Here is a 21,391-nt window from a genome sequence, read left to right on the forward strand (position 1 = left end):
GCCGGGAAAAATTGCGATTAATCTGTATTTGCTATAATTCTGAGTAAGGCATTTAAAAATGCATTTCTCGTTATCAAATATGATTATGTTTCACTGATTTAATCTTGCATGGTTGAGAGCGGTCCAGATAACTATCTCATGGTATAAGAATATCTATATCGCAAATTGTTTTTGAATGACCAGAAGATATCTTGCGAATCTAAGTTATGCATCTTAAATAGTCTTATTTAAGATGTTCAGATCTCTTTGTGTGTTTAACTAACTGATAATACTAGGATATGACGAGAGAAGTGATAGGGTGGAATAATAACAAATGAATATTATGAAAAATGGAATGGTTCAAAATTGTAGCAATTTTGAACCATCCACAACTGATATTAGCTAAAGAACATTACCGATACGCACAGGATACCCACGATCAGCGTAATCAGATTTCCGATGGAACGCCAGGGTTTAAGCGCCGGGATGAGATACGTTGACAGCGTAGGCATGATGAAAAGTATCATGGCAATGAGCGGGCCGCTGATCGCGTAAATCATCGAAATCGCGTTCGGGTTAATGCAACAAACAATGAAGGTAATCAGCGATACCAACATAATTGATAGTGCGCGGTTAAATGCACGACTTTTCTTTACACCAACCTGCTGTAGTGTTGTTTTGACGACCTCTGTGGCACCTTCAATAACGCCAAAGTACGTACCCAGGAATGATTTCGACATCGCAACTACTGCGACAATAATCCCGGAAATTGACAACCATGCTGGGGCGTTCGGCAGCATAGAAAGCGCCGATAAAATGGTGACCCCTTCTTCTTTAGCAGCTTCAATATACGAAGGTGGAATAGAAAGCAGGCAGCTAAAGACAAAGAACAGTACACTTATGCAGATGATGAGATAAGCGACTTTCATAATTTTTTTGCATTTATCCATAGCGTGTTCGCCATATTTTTCACGTCTGTCTATGGCAAACGTAGAAATAATGGGCGTATGGCTAAAGGCGAAAACCATCACGGGAATCGATATCCATATCTGGTGAAGGGTATTCTGATTGAACTCTACCTGGGTTGTTAATAGATCAGGTTGCCAACTACCGACAAGGTAAATGGAAAGAAATAAGAAATAGGCAATCAATGGGAATACCAAAAATCCCATTACCCGAATAGTGGCATGACGTCCCATCAGAAAAATGAGATTCAGAATTAATACAACACCCAGACTCACCAACATACGGATGCGAAGATCAATAACCATATGCTTTGCCAGCTGTTCCGTAAGTGAGTTGGTAATTGCCACTGCATATATCAACACGACGACAAAAAAGGCGATGAAGTACAGCGTGGTAATCAGATTACCAATCTTCTTGCCATAGTAGTGTGTTACCGCGCCCGTTATCCCTTCACCTGCTGATGTTTTTGATGAGAGGATGAACTGGCACAAGGCTTTATGTGGCCAATATGTTAAAGGCCAGGCGACCAGAGCAGTAATAAACAGGACCACAGCCCCTGCCGAACCTAACTGAATAGGAAGGAAGAGCGTGCCTGCACCAACGGCTGTGCCGTAGAGCGCGAAACTCCACAGAGTTTCTTCTTTAGACCAAATATTAGACATTATCTGAACGTATCATCTACAAATTAAACAAAATGGAGGGCAATTTACCATAAACCAGGTTAAGTATGGGAGATTAACGCCCTATCTACCCCTCTATTGGTGGGTTAGTGGTTGCAAACCTTACGTGCCAGTTATGTCTCTGACTGCTGCTCAGGCATATTTCCTTTGTGATAAAAATCACTTTTTTTAAACAATTAAGATAACTGTAATTAACAATCATTTACTATTGCACTGTTAATTGGTGCGAGGTTGTGATGAAAGACGTTGTGATTGTCGGGGCGTTACGGACACCTATCGGCTGCTTTCGTGGTGCGTTAGCGGGTCATTCCGCCGTGGAACTTGGTAGTCTGGTCGTGAAAGCGTTAATAGAACGTACCGGCGTTCCTGCATATGCGGTGGATGAAGTAATTCTTGGTCAGGTGTTGACTGCAGGGGCAGGGCAGAATCCGGCAAGGCAATCGGCTATTAAAGGTGGTCTGCCTAATAGCGTTTCTGCAATCACTATTAATGACGTTTGCGGTTCCGGGCTTAAAGCACTGCATCTGGCTACTCAGGCGATACAGTGTGGCGAGGCTGATATTGTCATCGCCGGTGGCCAGGAAAACATGAGCCGCGCACCACATGTTCTGACTGATAGCCGCACCGGTGCACAGCTTGGCAATAGCCAGTTGGTTGACAGTCTTGTGCATGATGGGTTGTGGGATGCCTTCAATGATTATCATATTGGTGTCACCGCCGAAAATCTGGCTCGCGAATATGGCATCAGCCGTCAGTTGCAGGATGCTTACGCACTTAGCTCGCAACAAAAAGCGCGAGCGGCGATTGACGCCGGACGATTTAAAGATGAGATCGTCCCGGTAATGACCCAAAGTAACGGGCAGACGTTGGTTGTTGATACCGATGAACAGCCACGCACTGACGCCAGCGCAGAAGGCTTAGCCCGTTTAAATCCTTCATTTGATAGTCTCGGTTCTGTGACAGCGGGTAATGCATCATCCATAAACGATGGCGCAGCTGCGGTAATGATGATGAGCGAAGCCAAAGCACGAGCGTTGAATTTACCCGTGCTGGCCCGCATTCGCGCATTTGCCAGCGTTGGTGTAGATCCGGCATTGATGGGAATTGCGCCGGTGTATGCGACCCGCCGTTGCCTGGAGCGTGTAGGCTGGCAGTTGGCTGAAGTCGATCTTATCGAGGCTAATGAAGCGTTTGCTGCACAGGCGCTTTCGGTTGGCAAGATGCTTGAGTGGGATGAGCGTCGGGTCAATGTCAATGGTGGCGCGATCGCACTCGGTCACCCGATAGGCGCTTCCGGTTGCCGAATCCTGGTTTCTCTGGTTCATGAAATGGTGAAACGTAATGCCCGCAAAGGACTGGCAACGCTTTGTATCGGCGGGGGCCAGGGTGTGGCATTGACCATTGAACGTGACGAATAGCTCTGCATTTCCTCCTTACCGATAAATATCTGCCGTCATTAATCTGTTGAATAATGATGGCTGGCAAGTCGACATACATTTTCTGGGCTCCCTCATTTTTCCATTCTCATGACATATTCGTGATCGACACTGCACTTTTTTTAATCCTTAACTTAAAAATGAAACATTGTTTTATTTTTAATTGAAAACCCTAGCCCATGGGCATATCATCCCTTTATAGAGAAAACGAAACAGTGTTTCACTATCGTTTTCTATTTTCACGCTTCACTGATTATCGGAGGTTGATGTGGACGTAAGACAGAGCATCCACAGTGCGCACGCAAAAACGCTGGATACCCAAGGGCTGCGCAATGAATTTTTGGTTGAAAAGGTATTTGTCGCCGATGAGTACACCATGGTTTACAGCCACATTGACCGAATTATTGTTGGCGGCATTATGCCGATAACTAAAACGGTTTCCGTTGGCGGGGAAGTTGGTAAACAACTCGGCGTAAGCTATTTCCTTGAACGTCGCGAGTTAGGTGTTATCAATATTGGCGGTGCCGGTACGATTACTGTCGATGGCCAATGCTATGAAATCGGTCACCGCGACGCCCTGTATGTTGGTAAAGGTGCAAAAGAAGTTGTCTTTGCCAGTATTGATACCGGCACTCCGGCGAAGTTTTATTACAATTGCGCACCCGCGCATACGACGTATCCCACCAAAAAAGTCACACCGGACGAAGTATCTCCAGTCACGTTAGGCGATAACCTCACCAGTAACCGTCGCACGATTAACAAATATTTTGTCCCGGATGTACTGGAAACCTGCCAATTGAGTATGGGGCTGACGGAGCTGGCTCCGGGTAACTTGTGGAACACCATGCCGTGTCACACCCACGAGCGCCGGATGGAAGTTTATTTCTATTTCAATATGGATGATGACGCCTGCGTTTTCCACATGATGGGGCAGCCGCAAGAAACGCGTCATATTGTGATGCATAACGAGCAGGCGGTGATCTCCCCGAGCTGGTCGATCCATTCCGGTGTCGGAACCAAAGCTTATACCTTTATCTGGGGCATGGTCGGTGAAAACCAGGTCTTTGATGATATGGACCATGTGGCCGTTAAAGATTTGCGCTAGTTGTGGGCATAAACGAATAAGGTATTGTTATGATTTTAAGTGCATTTTCTCTCGAAGGTAAAGTTGCGGTCGTCACTGGTTGTGATACTGGACTGGGTCAGGGGATGGCGTTGGGGCTGGCGCAAGCGGGCTGTGACATTGTTGGCATTAACATCGTTGAACCGACTGAAACCATCGAGCAGGTCACAGCGCTGGGGCGTCGTTTTTTAAGCCTGACCGCCGATCTGCGAAAGATTGATGGTATTCCAGCACTGCTGGATCGCGCGGTAGCGGAGTTTGGTCATATTGATATCCTGGTGAATAACGCCGGATTGATTCGCCGCGAAGATGCTCTCGAGTTCAGCGAAAAGGACTGGGACGATGTCATGAACCTGAATATCAAGAGCGTATTCTTCATGTCTCAGGCAGCGGCGAAACACTTTATCGCGCAAGGCAATGGCGGCAAGATTATCAATATCGCGTCAATGCTCTCCTTCCAGGGCGGGATCCGTGTGCCTTCTTATACCGCATCAAAAAGCGGCGTGATGGGTGTGACGCGATTGATGGCGAACGAATGGGCTAAACACAACATTAATGTTAATGCGATAGCCCCGGGTTACATGGCGACCAACAATACTCAACAACTACGGGCAGATGAACAACGTAGCGCGGAAATTCTCGACCGCATTCCAGCTGGTCGTTGGGGACTGCCGAGTGACCTGATGGGGCCGATAGTGTTCCTTGCCTCCAGCGCTTCAGATTATGTGAATGGTTATACCATTGCCGTGGATGGCGGTTGGCTGGCGCGTTAATTCATTCTTCTTACTTTTATGACCCTGCCGCATGGCAGGGTTTTTTATACCTGTAGATCATCATAATCCATATCATGGTTATGAAATAATCCATATTAATTATCAATTAATGAACTTTATGAATTTTATCTGCTGTAAAATTAGGTGGTTAATAATAATCTCAATAATTCAACTTAATTTGAAAATTGGAATATCCATCACATAACGACATGTCGCAGCAATTTAATCCATATTTATGCTGTTTCCGACCTGACACCTGCGTGAGTTGTTCACGTATTTTTTCACTATGTCTTACTCTCTGCTGGCAGGAAAAAATGGTTACTATCAATACGGAATCTGCTTTAACGCCACGTTCTTTGCGGGATACGCGGCGTATGAATATGTTTGTTTCGGTAGCTGCTGCGGTCGCAGGATTGTTATTTGGTCTTGATATCGGCGTAATCGCCGGAGCGTTGCCGTTCATTACCGATCACTTTGTGCTGACCAGTCGTTTGCAGGAATGGGTGGTTAGTAGCATGATGCTCGGTGCAGCAATTGGTGCGCTGTTTAATGGTTGGCTGTCGTTCCGCCTGGGGCGTAAATACAGCCTGATGGCGGGGGCCATCCTGTTTGTACTCGGTTCTATAGGGTCCGCTTTTGCGACCAGCGTAGAGATGTTAATCGCCGCTCGTGTGGTGCTGGGCATTGCTGTCGGGATCGCGTCTTACACCGCTCCTCTGTATCTTTCTGAAATGGCAAGTGAAAACGTTCGCGGTAAGATGATCAGTATGTACCAGTTGATGGTCACACTCGGCATCGTGCTGGCGTTTTTATCCGATACAGCGTTCAGTTATAGCGGTAACTGGCGCGCAATGTTGGGGGTTCTTGCTTTACCAGCAGTTCTGCTGATTATTCTGGTAGTCTTCCTGCCAAATAGCCCGCGCTGGCTGGCGGAAAAGGGGCGTCATATTGAGGCGGAAGAAGTATTGCGTATGCTGCGCGATACGTCGGAAAAAGCGCGAGAAGAACTCAACGAAATTCGTGAAAGCCTGAAGTTAAAACAGGGCGGTTGGGCACTGTTTAAGATCAACCGTAACGTCCGTCGTGCTGTGTTTCTCGGTATGTTGTTGCAGGCGATGCAGCAGTTTACCGGTATGAACATCATCATGTACTACGCGCCGCGTATCTTCAAAATGGCGGGCTTTACGACCACAGAACAACAGATGATTGCGACTCTGGTCGTAGGGCTGACCTTTATGTTCGCCACCTTTATTGCGGTGTTTACGGTAGATAAAGCAGGGCGTAAACCGGCTCTGAAAATTGGTTTCAGCGTGATGGCGTTAGGCACTCTGGTGCTGGGCTATTGCCTGATGCAGTTTGATAACGGTACGGCTTCCAGTGGCTTGTCCTGGCTCTCTGTTGGCATGACGATGATGTGTATTGCCGGTTATGCGATGAGCGCCGCGCCAGTGGTGTGGATCCTGTGCTCTGAAATTCAGCCGCTGAAATGCCGCGATTTCGGTATTACCTGTTCGACCACCACGAACTGGGTGTCGAATATGATTATCGGCGCGACCTTCCTGACACTGCTTGATAGCATTGGCGCTGCCGGTACGTTCTGGCTCTACACTGCGCTGAACATTGCGTTTGTGGGCATTACTTTCTGGCTCATTCCGGAAACCAAAAATGTCACGCTGGAACATATCGAACGCAAACTGATGGCAGGCGAGAAGTTGAGAAATATCGGCGTCTGATTTCACGGGCCGGATGTGCTGTACATCCGGCCCTTTTTTCGTTAATAGAGATTGGGCACTTGGCCGTTGAGGCGTTTGTCTCGTTCCTTATTCAGCCTTGTTGCGGTAACACACATCAGGAGAGAGGAATGAAAACAATTGGTTTGCTGGGAGGAATGAGCTGGGAATCCACCATTCCTTACTATCGTTTGATAAATGAAGGCATTAAACAGCGGCTTGGTGGGCTTCACTCTGCGCAAGTGCTGCTACATAGCGTCGATTTTCATGAAATAGAAGAGTGCCAGCGTCGCGGGGAATGGGATAAAACCGGGGACATTCTGGCTGAGGCGGCGCTTGGCTTACAGCGGGCGGGCGCAGAAGGTATTGTGCTATGTACCAATACGATGCATAAAGTGGCGGATGCCATTGAGTCACGTTGCACTCTGCCTTTCTTACACATTGCGGATGCCACCGGACGTGCAATTACCGGGGCCGGAATGACTCGTGTGGCGCTGCTGGGTACGCGTTACACCATGGAACAGGATTTTTATCGCGGGCGGCTGACGGAACAATTTTCCATCAATTGTCTTATTCCTGAAGCGGATGAACGGGCGAAAATTAATCAGATTATTTTTGAAGAACTGTGTCTGGGGCAATTTACCGAAGCGTCACGCGCTTATTGTGCGCAAGTGATTGCTCGCCTTGCAGAACAGGGCGCACAGGGCGTCATTTTTGGCTGCACAGAAATTGGTTTACTGGTGCCAGAAGAGCGCAGTGTTTTGCCTGTGTTTGATACCGCGGCGATCCATGCCGAGGATGCTGTCGCTTTTATGCTGTCGTAGCTGACGACAAAATAGCGTCAAGAGAAGTGACCAGTTTCGGTAACCCCGCTTGTAAATGCCCACTAAACGCCTGAACCAGCGCTGATGACGGGCGGTGCAGGGGGCGGATCAGGCTGACGGTGAACGGAACCGCAATACTGAACCGCCGCACCACTAAACCGCTTGCCGCATAATCTAGTGCGGTGAGCGGGTTAACCACCGAAATACCTACCCCCGCCCGTACCATTGCGCAGACTGACGCGGCGCTGTGGGTTTCTACGATCATGCGTCGTTTAACCTGATGTTCAGTAAATAGCTGATCCAGCAACTGGCGATAGCTGTCAGTACGGGAAAGGCTGATGTAGTTCTCACCCTGAAAATCATCCGGCGTTAATACCTTTTTTACCGCCAGCGGATGACCCGGAGGTAACACACACACTTCATCTAAAGAGAGTAATTCGGTACGTTCTGTTCCCGCAGGCGTATGGAGCGTTTCAGTGAGTCCTAAATCATGACGCTGGGCCGAGAGCCACTCTTCAAGTAGCGGTGATTCCTGGGGCACGATATTTAAGCTGACATCGGGATAACGTGCCAGAAAGGGTTGCAGGAGCTGCGGTAAAAAAGATTGCGAAAAGACCGGCAGGCAGGCAATAGACAGTTCTCCCTGGCGAAACTCGCGCAGACTTTCTGCGGCGCTGACAATGCGATCCAGTCCGTACCAGGATCGTTGCACTTCTTCAAACAGACGCAGTCCTTGCACGGTAGGATGTAATCGCCCACGTACGCGCTCAAACAATTTCAGCCCGATCACCTTCTCAAAGCGCGCAAGTTCGCGGCTGACGGTTGGCTGTGAGGTGTGTAGCAGGTGTGCCGCCTCAGTCAGGCTTCCGGCGGTCATTACCGCATGAAAAATTTCAATATGACGTAAGTTAACGGCGGCCATTAGCGCTCTCTCGCAATCCGGTAATCCATATCATTTTTGCATAGACTCGACATAAATCGATATTTTTTATTCTTTTTATGATGTGGCGTAATCATAAAAAAGCACTTATCTGGAGTTTGTTATGCCACATTCACTGTTCAGCACCGATACCGATCTCACCGCCGAAAATCTGCTGCGTTTGCCCGCTGAATTTGGCTGCCCGGTGTGGGTCTACGATGCGCAAATTATTCGTCGGCAGATTGCAGCGCTGAAACAGTTTGATGTGGTGCGCTTTGCACAGAAAGCCTGTTCCAATATTCATATTTTGCGCTTAATGCGTGAGCAGGGCGTGAAAGTGGATTCCGTCTCGTTAGGCGAAATAGAGCGTGCGTTGGCGGCGGGTTACAATCCGCAAACGCACCCCGATGATATTGTTTTTACGGCAGATGTTATCGATCAGGCGACGCTTGAACGCGTCAGTGAATTGCAAATTCCGGTGAATGCGGGTTCTGTTGATATGCTCGACCAACTGGGCCAGGTTTCGCCAGGGCATCGGGTATGGCTGCGCGTTAATCCGGGGTTTGGTCACGGACATAGCCAAAAAACCAATACCGGTGGCGAAAACAGCAAGCACGGTATCTGGTACACCGATCTGCCCGCCGCACTGGACGTGATACAACGTCATCATCTGCAGCTGGTCGGCATTCACATGCACATTGGTTCTGGCGTTGATTATGCCCATCTGGAACAGGTGTGTGGTGCTATGGTGCGTCAGGTCATCGAATTCGGTCAGGATTTACAGGCTATTTCTGCGGGCGGTGGGCTTTCTGTTCCTTATCAACAGGGTGAAGAGGCGGTTGATACCGAACATTATTATGGTCTGTGGAATGCCGCGCGTGAGCAAATCGCCCGCCATTTGGGCCACCCTGTGAAACTGGAAATTGAACCGGGTCGCTTCCTGGTAGCGCAGTCTGGCGTATTAATTACTCAGGTGCGGAGCGTCAAACAAATGGGGAGCCGCCACTTTGTGCTGGTTGATGCCGGGTTCAACGATCTGATGCGCCCGGCAATGTACGGTAGTTACCACCATATCAGTGCCCTGGCAGCTGATGGTCGTTCTCTGGAACACGCGCCAACGGTGGAAACCGTCGTCGCCGGACCGTTATGTGAATCGGGCGATGTCTTTACCCAGCAGGAAGGGGGAAATGTTGAAACCCGCGCCTTGCCGGAAGTGAAGGCAGGTGATTATCTGGTACTGCATGATACAGGGGCATATGGCGCATCAATGTCATCCAACTACAATAGCCGTCCGCTGTTACCAGAAGTTCTGTTTGATAATGGTCAGGCGCGGTTGATTCGCCGTCGCCAGACCATCGAAGAATTACTGGCGCTGGAATTGCTTTAACTGCGGTTAGTCGCTGGTTGCATGATGACTTGCCTCCAGCGACGGAGTTGACACTGAATGACGACGTACCAGCGTCGGACTAAAGACATTAGTGATTTCCGGGAGAGGGCGATTATCCGCCAGCGCCAAAGCCAGTTCGGCAGCCTGGGTCGCCATCGTCACGATTGGGTAACGCACGGTGGTCAGGCGCGGACGCACATAGCGTGACACCAGCACATCATCAAAGCCAATTAACGAAATCTCACCCGGTACATCAATACCATTATCATTGAGAACGCCCATCGCACCCGCCGCCATTGAATCGTTATAACAGGCTACCGCAGTGAAATTTCTTCCTCGTCCCAAAAGCTCGGTCATTGCCTGTTCGCCGCCGCTTTCGTCTGGTTCGCCAAATGTCACCAGCCGGTCATTGGCCGCAATACCACTTTCAGCAAGGGCATCGTAATACCCTTGCAGACGATCTTCGGCGTCAGAAATAGAGTGGTTAGAGCACAGATAACCAATGCGGGTATGACCTTGCTGAATTAAATGACGCGTTGCCAGCCAGGCACCGTAACGATCGTCCAGAGCAATACAACGGTTTTCAAAGCCAGGCAGGATACGGTTGATCAGCACCATACCGGGCATTTGTTTCATTAATGAGGCTAAATCAGCATCCGGGATCATTTTGGCATGGACGACCAACGCAGCACAGCGATGGCGGATCAGTTGCTCAATGGCCTGACGCTCTTTTTGTTCGTTGTGGTAACCGTTGCCAATCAATAAAAAATTACCGGTGTGATAAGCCACCTGTTCGACCGCTTTCACCATTGCACCGAAAAACGGATCGGAAACATCACCAACGACCAGACCGACCGTTTCAGTGGTCTGCTGCGCCAGCGCACGGGCGTTGGCGTTCGGGTGATAGCTAAGAGACTCCATTGCACTATGCACAGCCAGCCGGGAAGCTTCGCTGGCTTTGGGTGAATTATTAATGACGCGGGAAACGGTGGCGACTGAAACGCCTGCCAGTCGGGCTACATCCTTTATGGTCGCCATGAAAATACCTTAGTGGGTAAACGCTTACATTCTTTCAGTGTTACGGAAAACGCCCGTTGGTTCAAGGGGTGGCGTGTTTTCATCGTGGGAATGTGAGCCAAACGCAAATAAGTAAGACAAAAAAAGAGATTGCAAACCTTTGGTTACACTTTGCGAAACGCTGTTGCGATTGACCGCTGGTGGCGTTTGGCTTCAGGTTGCTAAAGTGGTGATCCCAGAGGTATTGATAGGTGAAGTCAACTTCGGGTTGAGCACATGAATTACACCAGCCTGCGCAGATGCGCAGGTTTTTTTTGCCGGTCATCAATCTGTAACAGTAACCGACAATTTACACACCTCGTTGCATTTCCCTTCATTCCTTTGCGTTTTCTCGCTGGCGAAGAGTCGTCGTGCAGACCACAATCAAGATCCCAGAGGTATTGATTGGTGAGATTATTCGGTACGCTCTTCGTACCCTGTCTCTTGCACCAACCTGCGCGGATGCGCAGGTTTTTTTTCGCACCTAATTTACTGTCGCTCGCGTTCTTTATCTCGTGTAATCTCCCTCCATTCGCTTTTACTGAATCAGAGCAAAGGGAGTTGGAATGCTTTTTAGCTTTTTTCGAAATTTGTGCCGTGTTTTGTATCGCGTTCGCGTTACGGGTGACACCCAGGCACTGAAGGGCGAGCGCGTTCTAATTACGCCTAATCACGTCTCTTTTATTGATGGCATTTTGCTTGGACTGTTTTTACCTGTGCGTCCAGTGTTTGCCGTTTACACCTCAATAAGCCAACAGTGGTATATGCGTTGGCTGAAATCATTTATCGACTTTGTTCCTCTCGACCCGACGCAACCTATGGCTATTAAACATCTGGTACGTCTGGTGGAACAGGGCCGACCAGTGGTGATTTTCCCTGAAGGACGCATCACCACGACAGGCTCGCTGATGAAAATCTACGATGGCGCGGGTTTTGTCGCGGCGAAGTCTGGTGCAACGGTTATTCCTGTGCGTATTGAAGGGGCGGAACTTACGCACTTCAGCCGCCTGAAAGGTCTGGTTAAACGTCGCTTGTTCCCGCAAATTACTCTGCATATTTTGCCACCAACGCAGGTGGCGATGCCGGATGCGCCGCGTGCCCGTGACCGTCGCAAAATCGCTGGCGAAATGCTGCATCAAATAATGATGGAAGCGCGAATGGCGGTGCGCCCGCGTGAAACGCTGTACGAATCTTTACTGAGTGCAATGTACCGCTTCGGAGCCGGGAAGAAATGTGTCGAAGACGTCAACTTTACCCCAGACTCCTATCGCAAATTGCTTACGAAAACGCTGTTTGTTGGACGCATCCTTGAAAAATACAGTGTTGAAGGCGAACGCATCGGCTTAATGCTGCCCAATGCAGGCATCAGTGCGGCAGTGATTTTTGGGGCCATCGCCCGTCGCCGCATGCCCGCAATGATGAACTACACTGCCGGGGTAAAAGGGCTGACCAGTGCTATTACGGCGGCTGAAATCAAAACCATCTTCACTTCCCGCCAGTTTCTCGATAAAGGCAAACTCTGGCATCTGCCGGAGCAACTTACTCAGGTGCGCTGGGTCTATCTGGAAGATTTAAAAGCAGATGTCACCACTGCCGACAAAGTATGGATCTTCGCTCATTTGCTGATGCCGCGTCTGGCACAGGTTAAACAGCAGCCGGAAGAAGAGGCGCTGATCCTTTTTACCTCCGGTTCTGAAGGCCATCCGAAAGGCGTCGTCCATAGCCATAAAAGCATTCTGGCGAATGTCGAGCAGATTAAAACGATTGCCGACTTCACCACCAACGATCGCTTTATGTCGGCGTTACCGCTGTTTCACTCCTTTGGGCTGACGGTAGGCCTGTTTACGCCACTGCTTACAGGTGCAGAAGTGTTCCTTTATCCAAGCCCGCTGCATTACCGCATTGTGCCGGAGTTGGTGTATGACCGCAGTTGCACCGTGTTGTTCGGCACCTCGACTTTCCTCGGTCACTACGCGCGTTTCGCCAACCCGTATGACTTCTATCGTCTACGCTATGTGGTGGCAGGCGCAGAAAAATTACAAGAAAGTACCAAACAGCTTTGGCAGGATAAATTTGGCCTGCGCATCCTTGAAGGCTACGGCGTGACCGAATGCGCGCCTGTCGTTTCTATCAACGTACCGATGGCGGCGAAACCCGGTACGGTAGGGCGTATTCTACCAGGAATGGATGCGCGCCTGTTGTCGGTCCCTGGTATCGAAGAGGGCGGACGCCTGCAACTGAAAGGGCCGAACATAATGAACGGCTATCTGCGGGTGGAGAAGCCAGGTGTACTGGAAGTGCCCACCGCCGAGAATGTTCGCGGCGAAATGGAGCGCGGCTGGTATGACACTGGCGATATTGTGCGTTTTGACGAGCAGGGCTTTGTGCAGATTCAGGGCCGCGCAAAACGCTTTGCCAAAATTGCAGGCGAAATGGTGTCGCTGGAAATGGTGGAACAACTGGCACTTGGTGTTTCGCCAGATAAAGTCCATGCCACTGCGATTAAGAGCGATGCCAGCAAAGGCGAGGCACTGGTGCTTTTCACCACAGATAACGAACTGACGCGCGATAAGTTGCAACAGTATGCCCGCGAGCACGGCGTGCCGGAGCTTGCTGTACCGCGCGATATTCGCTATCTGAAACAGATGCCATTACTTGGCAGCGGCAAACCTGACTTTGTCACGTTGAAAAGCTGGGTAGACGAAGCGGAACAACACGATGAGTGAGTCAGTGCACACTAACACTTCGTTGTGGTCGAAGGGGATGAAAGCGGTTATCGTGGCGCAGTTTCTCTCTGCGTTTGGCGATAATGCCCTACTGTTTGCCACTCTGGCGTTACTGAAAGCGCAGTTCTATCCGGAGTGGAGCCAGCCCATCCTGCAAATGGTGTTTGTAGGTGCTTACATTCTTTTTGCGCCGTTTGTCGGGCAGGTGGCGGATAGCTTCGCCAAAGGCCGGGTGATGATGTTTGCCAACGGCCTGAAGCTGCTGGGCGCAGCCAGTATCTGCTTTGGTATCAATCCGTTTCTCGGCTATACGCTGGTGGGTGTTGGTGCTGCAGCCTATTCACCGGCGAAATACGGTATTCTCGGCGAATTAACCACGGGTAGTAAGTTAGTGAAAGCTAACGGTTTAATGGAAGCTTCTACCATAGCGGCGATTTTGCTCGGTTCCGTAGCCGGTGGTGTGCTGGCTGACTGGCATGTCCTCGTCGCCCTGGCCGCATGCGCACTGGCCTACGGTGGTGCGGTCGTTGCCAATATCTACATTCCCAAACTGGCGGCGGCGCGTCCGGGGCAGTCCTGGAATCTCATCAACATGACCCGCAGTTTCCTGAATGCCTGCACCTCGCTATGGCGCAATGGTGAAACGCGTTTTTCGCTGGTGGGCACCAGTTTATTCTGGGGAGCGGGTGTCACGCTGCGTTTCCTGTTGGTGCTGTGGGTACCGGTGGCGCTGGGCATTACCGATAACGCTACGCCCACCTATCTCAACGCGATGGTAGCGATTGGTATCGTGGTTGGCGCAGGTGCGGCAGCGAAGTTAGTTACGCTGGAAACCGTGTCACGCTGTATGCCAGCCGGGATTTTGATTGGCGTGGTGGTACTGATTTTTTCCCTGCAACACGAGCTGCTGCCAGCCTATGCCTTGTTGATGCTGATTGGCGTGATGGGGGGCTTTTTTGTCGTTCCGCTCAATGCGTTGCTACAGGAGCGGGGTAAAAAAAGCGTCGGGGCGGGGAATGCGATTGCAGTACAAAACCTTGGCGAAAACAGCGCCATGTTGTTGATGCTGGGCATTTACTCGCTGGCGGTAATGATAGGCATCCCGGTCGTGCCCATTGGCATTGGCTTCGGTGCGCTGTTTGCGCTGGCAATAACGGCGCTGTGGATCTGGCAGCGCCGTCATTAATATTTAACGCCGGTTTTAACCGGCGTTAATCTTATGGTGCCGGATAAGTATAAACCTGATGCACCGCTTCAATTTCAGCTAATACGTCTTCGCTTAACTCCAGATGCAAACTTTCGATGTTAGTTTTCAGCTGATCCATCGTGGTTGCGCCCAGCAGAGTGCTGGCAACAAACGGTTGACGGCGTACAAACGCGAGCGCCATCTGAGCAGGGTCCAGGCCATGACGTCTGGCGATATCAACATACGCCGCGACGGCTTTTTGCGTTTGCTCACCGCTATAGCGGGTGAACCGACTAAAGAGCGTATTACGTGCGCCAGCGGGTTTTGCACCATTGAGATATTTCCCGGTCAGCGTGCCGAAACCCAGGCACGAATAGGCCAGCAGTTCGACCCCTTCATACTGGCTGACTTCTGCCAGACCTACTTCAAAACTGCGGTTTAACAGACTGTAAGGGTTCTGAATGGTGACAATACGCGGCAGATCGTGTTTGTCCGCCAGATGCAGGTAGCGCATTACGCCAAATGCAGTTTCGTTCGACACGCCGATATAACGAATTTTTCCCGCGCGTTGGTACTCTGCCAGTGCGTCCAGCGTATCCAGCAGCGAAACCGCAGGCGCAGAATCCGTCCAGCTATAACCGAGTTTGCCGAAGCAGTTGGTCGGGCGCTGCGGCCAGTGCACCTGATAAAGATCGAGGTAATCAGTCTGTAGGCGCTTGAGGCTGTCATGCAGCGCTTCGCGGATATTCTTCCGATCCAGCGCCTGATCCGGGCGGATGCCCTTGTCATTATTGCGCGACGGTCCGCTCACTTTGGAGGCGATAATTAACTTTTCGCGGCTGCCATGTTTCGCCAGCCAGTTGCCGACGTAGGTTTCGGTTAACCCTTGCGTTTCGGGGCGCGGAGGTACTGGGTACATTTCGGCAACGTCGATAAGGTTAATGCCCTGAGCGACGGCATAGTCGAGTTGTGCGTGGGCGTCGGCTTCGCTGTTCTGTTCACCAAACGTCATCGTGCCAAGCCCCAGCGTGCTGACTTCCAGCGAACTGTGGGGTATACGGTGATATTGCATAGCCGTTTCCTTTTTATAATCACGACATAAGGAATATAAAAATGGCAGAGGGAAGGGAAAAGGGAAAGAGAAAAATCTTAAGGCCAGCCGGATGCTGACCTTATTTGTTAACGTTCAATAATTTGCGAAACATCATCACGGTTAATTTGCATCGCGTTACCTTGCTGATCGTGATAACTCACCAGCCCGGTATCATCATCAATTTCAGGTTTTCCATCGGTCAAAATCATACGGCCATCTTTGGTCGCCATGACGTAATCACTGGAACACCCGGAAACAGCAAACGCCAGTCCGACTGCAGAAATTATTACTGCCCATTTTTTCATCCGGTTATCCTCATTTGGCCTACCTATGATAATAGTCTGTTTATAAACCGACGTTATATATCTTGAAAGCAGGAAAATCTTAAACTGTGAGGGTAAAAGGAGTGAGTACGCCCTCCCGCAGGAGAGCGTACGGAGTATCAGAGCGGATTCTTTTTGTTGCGAATCAAGTTGAGGCTTTCAACCGCAATAGAGAAGAACATCGCGAAGTAGATGTAACCTTTCGGTACGTGGATGTCGAAACTTTCCAGAATCAGGGTAAAGCCCACCAGAATCAGGAAAGAGAGCGCCAGCATTTTTACCGAAGGATGGCGTTCGACAAAATCACCAATCGAGCGCGCGGCGAACATCATCACGCCTACGGCAATCACCACGGCTGCCATCATAATAAACAGGTGATCTGACAGACCCACAGCCGTAATCACCGAGTCGAGGCTAAAGATAATATCCAGCAGCATAATCTGCACGATAGCGCCGAGGAATGATGAAACGCGTGTTTTCAGCCCTTCTTCTTCACCTTCAATGGATTCGTGGATTTCCTTGCTGGCTTTCCAGATAAGGAACAAGCCACCCAGAAGCAGAATCAAATCACGGGCAGAAATTTCCTGACTGAATATTGTAAAAAGCGGATTTGTCAGGCGCGTAACCCAGGCGATTGATGCCAGCAGCGCCAGACGCATAACCATGGCTCCCGCCAACCCCAGACGGCGCGCATGAGCACGTTGTGCTGTGGGAAGCTTTGCCACCACCAGAGAAAGGAAAATAATATTGTCGATCCCAAGAACGATCTCCAGCAGCGTCAGCGTACCGAGCGCAAGCCAGGCGTTAGGATCGGTTATCCATGCAAATAACATCTAAAAAGCCCTGCCAAAAAAATGAAGCGGTAATTATATGCCCGGAAAGCGGCAGGTCAAAGCGATGGCTACTGGATCAGAAAATGACGGGCCAGTAGTGCACTGGTGAAATTCTTCTTCAAATAAAAGCCGCGTGGCAGCGTCAGAATCCGTTCGCCCCGGGCACCAATGGCTTCGGTAAGCGCTTTCGCATTCGCTGCTTTCGGTCGTATCTGTAAATACTCCCCGTGACGAGCGGTAATCCGCTCAACCTGACCGAGAACAATCATATCCATTAATTCTTCCCAGTCTTCGCGTAGCTGCCGGTCTTCCTCTTCATTCGGGCTCCACAGCAACGGTGATCCAACGCGACGCTGCGCCAGCGGGATGCTGCGCTCGCCTTCAACCGGTATCCACAGTACGCGTTTGAGTTTGTGGCGCACGTGGCTGGTTTCCCAGGTCACCCCGCTATTGCCCGTTAACGGGGCAACACAAACGAATGTTGTTTCCAGCGGACGACCAAGACTATCCACAGGGATAGTTTTAAGTTCCACGCCCAGAGCAGCAAAATCTTGCTCAGGTTTACTCCCTGCGCTGGCACCTAGCCAGATCTCCAGTAACACGCCAATCCAGCCTTTATCGCGTTTTAAATTCTCTGGCGTAACCAGCCCGACAAGTGCCGCCAGTTCTCCCAATGTATAACCAGAAAGTTGCTGTGCTTGCGCTAACAACTGTTCTTCAGTTTCGGGAGGAGAGAGCAGTGGGCGAGGTTGGGACATGTCATGATACCTTGATTAAAAAACAAACAGCAATTATGTGCCGAATATTCGCAGTGTAACTTTTTCCACATGCGTTGTTCAATTCTCTGATTTATATTGCTTTTTAGGTTGCCGGTAATCGAGTTGCGCAACACTGCAACGGGTTTTCCAAATCTGGTCACTGAAAATAAACAGGATCTTACACCATGTTATCCACAGAAAGCTGGGATAACTGTGAAAAACCTCCACTACTGTTTCCATTTACAGCCTTGACGTGCGACGAAACTCCAGTTTTTAGTGGTTCAGTGCTTAACTTAGTGGCACATTCTGTGGATAAATACGGCATTGGTTGATCTTTCGCCAACCCGTAAATGAGAGGTGTGACCTGGGTCACGAATTACTCTTTTTCATTACTAAAATTACATGTAATGCATTGACTGATAATGAATATTTTAAAATGTCTATATCGGGCTTATTCAGAATGCTCCGGGTTTTCCCGTAGTAATTCCGTAGTTCTTCACAACTCTATCCACAGAAAAGGTGAATAAAAACGGCTATCCACCCCTTCCTCTGTTTATAACTCTGCACATAACTGTGAGTTATTCAATTGTTATTAGTGTGTAATGCCCTGCAGAGAGTGGTTTACCGTCTTCCTGGAGTATGAAACAATCATTCGTATATAAAGCTTTATTTTGAGGTAGTCCGGTGATTGATGACGATGGCTACCGCCCAAACGTAGGTATCGTGATTTGTAATCGCCAGGGGCAGGTAATGTGGGCCCGGCGATTTGGTCAGCACTCCTGGCAATTTCCGCAAGGCGGAATCAACCCCGGAGAATCCGCAGAGCAGGCGATGTACCGTGAATTGTTTGAAGAAGTAGGATTAAGCCGCAAAGACGTTCGAATCCTTGCTTCAACGCGTAACTGGTTGCGCTACAAATTACCGAAACGTTTGGTGCGTTGGGACACGAAGCCGGTTTGTATCGGCCAAAAACAAAAATGGTTTCTCTTGCAGCTGGTGAGCGGCGATGCAGAAATCAATATGCAAACCAGCAGTACACCAGAGTTTGACGGCTGGCGATGGGTAAGTTACTGGTATCCGGTCAGACAGGTGGTGTCATTTAAACGTGATGTCTACCGTAGGGTAATGAAAGAGTTCGCGAGTGTGGTGATGTCACTGCAGGAAAATACGCCAAAACCACAAAACGCATCTGCTTATCGACGTAAAAGAGGTTAAGTCACGCCAATTATGCTCACTCGCCTGCGCGAAATAGTCGAAAAGGTAGCCAGCGCACCACGCCTGAATGAGGCGTTAAATATTCTGGTTACCGACATCTGTCTTGCGATGGATACCGAGGTCTGTTCGGTCTACCTGGCCGATCATGATCGACGTTGTTACTACCTGATGGCGACCCGGGGGCTGAAAAAACCACGCGGTCGCACTGTAACGCTCGCGTTTGATGAAGGGATCGTCGGCCTGGTTGGCAGGCTGGCGGAACCGATAAACCTTGCAGATGCGCAAAAGCACCCCAGCTTCAAATACATCCCCTCCGTAAAAGAAGAACGTTTCCGCGCGTTTTTAGGCGTACCAATTATTCAACGTCGCCAGTTGCTTGGTGTACTGGTGGTACAGCAACGAGAGTTGCGCCAGTATGACGAAAGTGAAGAATCCTTCCTGGTGACGCTTGCCACCCAGATGGCAGCTATTCTTTCTCAGTCGCAGTTGACTGCCTTGTTTGGGCAATATCGCCAGACGCGAATCCGCGCATTACCGGCAGCACCTGGTGTGGCGATTGCCGAAGGCTGGCAGGATGCCACGTTACCTTTAATGGAACAGGTGTATCAGGCATCAACGCTGGATCCGGCTCTGGAACGCGAACGACTGACCGGGGCGCTGGAAGAAGCGGCAAACGAGTTTCGCCGCTACAGCAAACGCTTTGCCGCCGGTGCACAAAAAGAAACGGCGGCTATTTTCGATCTTTACTCGCACCTGCTTTCGGACACCCGGCTGCGTCGCGAATTGTTTGCCGAGGTTGATAAAGGCTCGGTGGCAGAGTGGGCGGTAAAAACGGTCATTGAAAAATTTGCCGAACAGTTTGCCGCGCTAAGTGATAACTATCTCAAAGAGCGGGCTGGCGATTTACGTGCGCTGGGTCAGCGATTGCTGTTTCATCTTGATGACGCTAATCAAGGGCCGAACGCCTGGCCGGAACGTTTCATTCTGGTGGCAGATGAACTGTCAGCGACAACGCTTGCTGAGCTGCCCCAGGATCGCTTAGTCGGTGTTGTCGTGCGAGATGGCGCAGCCAACTCCCATGCTGCGATCATGGTACGTGCGCTGGGGATCCCTACCGTGATGGGCGCGGATATTCAGCCTTCGGTGCTGCATCGTAGGACGCTGATCGTTGATGGCTATCGCGGTGAATTGCTGGTCGATCCGGAGCCGGTACTGCTGCAAGAATATCAGCGGCTAATTAGTGAAGAGATTGAGCTTAGCCGTCTGGCGGAAGATGACGTCAATTTACCCGCGCAGTTAAAAAGCGGTGAGCGTATAAAAGTCATGCTCAATGCTGGTTTAAGCCCGGAACATGAAGAAAAACTGGGCAGCCGTATTGATGGCATCGGTCTTTATCGCACTGAAATCCCATTCATGCTGCAAAGTGGTTTCCCGTCGGAAGAAGAACAGGTGGCGCAGTATCAGGGGATGCTGCAAATGTTCAATGATAAACCCGTCACCTTGCGTACGCTGGATGTCGGAGCAGATAAGCAGCTGCCTTACATGCCGATCAGCGAAGAGAATCCATGCCTGGGTTGGCGTGGGATTCGCATTACGCTCGATCAGCCGGAGATCTTCTTGATCCAGGTGCGGGCGATGCTGCGTGCTAATGCCGCTACGGGCAACCTGAATATTCTGTTGCCGATGGTCACAAGCCTCGATGAAGTTGATGAAGCACGCCGCCTGATTGAACGTGCCGGACGTGAAGTCGAGGAGATGATCGGTTACGAAATTCCCAAACCACGTATCGGCATCATGCTGGAAGTGCCGTCAATGGTATTTATGCTGCCGCATCTGGCAAAGCGGGTCGATTTCATCTCTGTTGGCACCAACGATCTGACTCAATACATTCTGGCCGTTGATCGCAACAATACCCGGGTGGCGAACATTTATGACAGTCTTCATCCTGCAATGTTACGAGCTCTGGCGATGATCGCCCGGGAAGCGGAAATACATGGAATCGATCTCCGTTTGTGCGGTGAAATGGCGGGCGATCCCATGTGCGTGGCAATCCTCATTGGGCTTGGGTATCGCCATCTGTCTATGAACGGACGTTCTGTAGCGCGGGCAAAATACCTGCTGCGGCGCATTGATTATGCCGAAGCAGAAAATCTTGCGCAGCGTAGTCTGGAAGCGCAACTGGCGACCGAAGTTCGCCATCAGGTTGCAGCCTTTATGGAGCGTCGCGGCATGGGCGGGCTGATTCGCGGAGGGTTATAGCGCGGATCATATACATATCTTTTAACGGTATCCGGCAACCAGCCAGGTCCCCTTGTGCTATTATTCGCACCTTTGGAGCGCCTGAAACCTGCGGCGCGCATTTCAATCGCTGTTCTCTTTCAGCG

18 protein-coding genes are annotated in these 21,391 nt (G+C 50.2%); 11 read left to right on the forward strand and 7 right to left on the reverse strand.

Annotated elements, in window-relative coordinates; translation table 11 throughout:
• Positions 1–377: 377 nt before the first annotated feature.
• A complete protein-coding gene (locus tag KXD89_RS04350) occupies positions 378–1,607 on the reverse strand; it encodes an amino acid permease (protein ID WP_000065950.1) in 1,230 nt (409 codons plus the stop codon).
• Between the two features lie 254 nt (positions 1,608–1,861).
• On the opposite strand from KXD89_RS04350, the gene KXD89_RS04355 reads away from it, so the two are divergent.
• The 5 genes from KXD89_RS04355 to ygeA all read left to right on the forward strand — a co-directional run bounded on the left by KXD89_RS04355 (position 1,862) and on the right by ygeA (position 7,511).
• A complete protein-coding gene (locus KXD89_RS04355) occupies positions 1,862–3,043 on the forward strand; it encodes an acetyl-CoA C-acetyltransferase (RefSeq protein WP_000656030.1) in 1,182 nt (393 codons plus the stop codon).
• Between the two features lie 286 nt (positions 3,044–3,329).
• On the forward strand, positions 3,330–4,166 hold the full coding sequence (gene kduI / locus KXD89_RS04360) for a 5-dehydro-4-deoxy-D-glucuronate isomerase (protein WP_000383237.1): 837 nt from the start codon (positions 3,330–3,332) through the stop codon (positions 4,164–4,166).
• A 29-nt stretch (positions 4,167–4,195) separates the two neighbouring features.
• Complete coding sequence (gene kduD / locus KXD89_RS04365; RefSeq protein WP_000603502.1) at positions 4,196–4,957, forward strand: 2-dehydro-3-deoxy-D-gluconate 5-dehydrogenase KduD; 762 nt, start codon at positions 4,196–4,198, stop codon at positions 4,955–4,957.
• A 314-nt stretch (positions 4,958–5,271) separates the two neighbouring features.
• Positions 5,272–6,690 carry an arabinose-proton symporter AraE gene (araE, locus tag KXD89_RS04370; protein WP_000256438.1) on the forward strand — a complete coding sequence of 473 codons (1,419 nt, stop codon included), beginning with the start codon at positions 5,272–5,274 and terminating at the stop codon, positions 6,688–6,690.
• A 128-nt stretch (positions 6,691–6,818) separates the two neighbouring features.
• On the forward strand, positions 6,819–7,511 hold the full coding sequence (ygeA, locus tag KXD89_RS04375) for an amino acid racemase (RefSeq protein WP_000848659.1): 693 nt from the start codon (positions 6,819–6,821) through the stop codon (positions 7,509–7,511).
• Here the strand turns inward: ygeA and lysR are convergent.
• Positions 7,498–8,433: a DNA-binding transcriptional regulator LysR gene (lysR, locus tag KXD89_RS04380; RefSeq protein WP_000741825.1), complete on the reverse strand. Its 936-nt coding sequence runs from the start codon at positions 8,431–8,433 to the stop codon at positions 7,498–7,500. The genes ygeA and lysR overlap by 14 nt on opposite strands.
• Before the next feature lie 121 nt (positions 8,434–8,554).
• On the opposite strand from lysR, the gene lysA reads away from it, so the two are divergent.
• Positions 8,555–9,817, forward strand: a complete 1,263-nt coding sequence (gene lysA / locus KXD89_RS04385; RefSeq protein ID WP_001120711.1) for a diaminopimelate decarboxylase — start codon at positions 8,555–8,557, stop codon at positions 9,815–9,817.
• A 6-nt stretch (positions 9,818–9,823) separates the two neighbouring features.
• Here lysA and galR read toward each other — a convergent pair whose 3' ends face one another.
• Positions 9,824–10,855 (reverse strand): HTH-type transcriptional regulator GalR, encoded by a 1,032-nt coding sequence (gene galR, locus KXD89_RS04390; protein WP_000201063.1) that lies wholly within the window; start codon positions 10,853–10,855, stop codon positions 9,824–9,826.
• A 584-nt stretch (positions 10,856–11,439) separates the two neighbouring features.
• Between galR and aas the strand changes: the two genes are divergently transcribed.
• Entirely contained in the window at positions 11,440–13,599 is a 2,160-nt protein-coding gene (gene aas / locus KXD89_RS04395) for a bifunctional acyl-ACP--phospholipid O-acyltransferase/long-chain-fatty-acid--ACP ligase (RefSeq protein ID WP_000899054.1), read from the forward strand.
• Entirely contained in the window at positions 13,592–14,785 is a 1,194-nt protein-coding gene (gene lplT / locus KXD89_RS04400) for a lysophospholipid transporter LplT (RefSeq protein WP_000004616.1), read from the forward strand. The genes aas and lplT overlap by 8 nt, the downstream gene beginning before the upstream one ends.
• Before the next feature lie 31 nt (positions 14,786–14,816).
• On the opposite strand, the gene KXD89_RS04405 is transcribed toward lplT, so the two are convergent.
• The 4 genes from KXD89_RS04405 to mutH form a co-directional block, all read right to left on the reverse strand.
• Positions 14,817–15,857, reverse strand: a complete 1,041-nt coding sequence (locus KXD89_RS04405) for an NADP(H)-dependent aldo-keto reductase (RefSeq protein ID WP_001199295.1) — start codon at positions 15,855–15,857, stop codon at positions 14,817–14,819.
• Between the two features lie 107 nt (positions 15,858–15,964).
• Positions 15,965–16,183 carry a lipoprotein YgdR gene (ygdR, locus tag KXD89_RS04410; RefSeq protein WP_000758655.1) on the reverse strand — a complete coding sequence of 73 codons (219 nt, stop codon included), beginning with the start codon at positions 16,181–16,183 and terminating at the stop codon, positions 15,965–15,967.
• A gap of 137 nt (positions 16,184–16,320) precedes the next feature.
• Positions 16,321–17,034, reverse strand: coding sequence for a TerC family protein (locus KXD89_RS04415; RefSeq protein WP_000895624.1), 714 nt, complete (start codon positions 17,032–17,034; stop codon positions 16,321–16,323).
• Between the two features lie 68 nt (positions 17,035–17,102).
• A complete protein-coding gene (gene mutH, locus KXD89_RS04420; RefSeq protein ID WP_000082201.1) occupies positions 17,103–17,792 on the reverse strand; it encodes a DNA mismatch repair endonuclease MutH in 690 nt (229 codons plus the stop codon).
• Positions 17,793–17,977: 185 nt separating this feature from the next.
• Between mutH and ygdT the strand changes: the two genes are divergently transcribed.
• The 3 genes from ygdT to ptsP all read left to right on the forward strand — a co-directional run bounded on the left by ygdT (position 17,978) and on the right by ptsP (position 21,266).
• The gene (gene ygdT / locus KXD89_RS22415) at positions 17,978–18,124 is read left to right on the forward strand and encodes a protein YgdT (RefSeq protein WP_000953278.1); all 147 of its coding nucleotides are present in this window, start codon (positions 17,978–17,980) and stop codon (positions 18,122–18,124) included.
• Positions 18,125–18,476: 352 nt separating this feature from the next.
• Positions 18,477–19,007 (forward strand): RNA pyrophosphohydrolase, encoded by a 531-nt coding sequence (gene rppH, locus KXD89_RS04425; protein WP_000564489.1) that lies wholly within the window; start codon positions 18,477–18,479, stop codon positions 19,005–19,007.
• Positions 19,008–19,019: 12 nt separating this feature from the next.
• Positions 19,020–21,266, forward strand: coding sequence for a phosphoenolpyruvate--protein phosphotransferase (ptsP, locus tag KXD89_RS04430; RefSeq protein ID WP_000957910.1), 2,247 nt, complete (start codon positions 19,020–19,022; stop codon positions 21,264–21,266).
• Positions 21,267–21,391 lie beyond the last annotated feature (125 nt).

It is taken from the genome of Escherichia sp. TC-EC600-tetX4 (assembly GCF_019356055.1).
Lineage (GTDB): Bacteria > Pseudomonadota > Gammaproteobacteria > Enterobacterales > Enterobacteriaceae.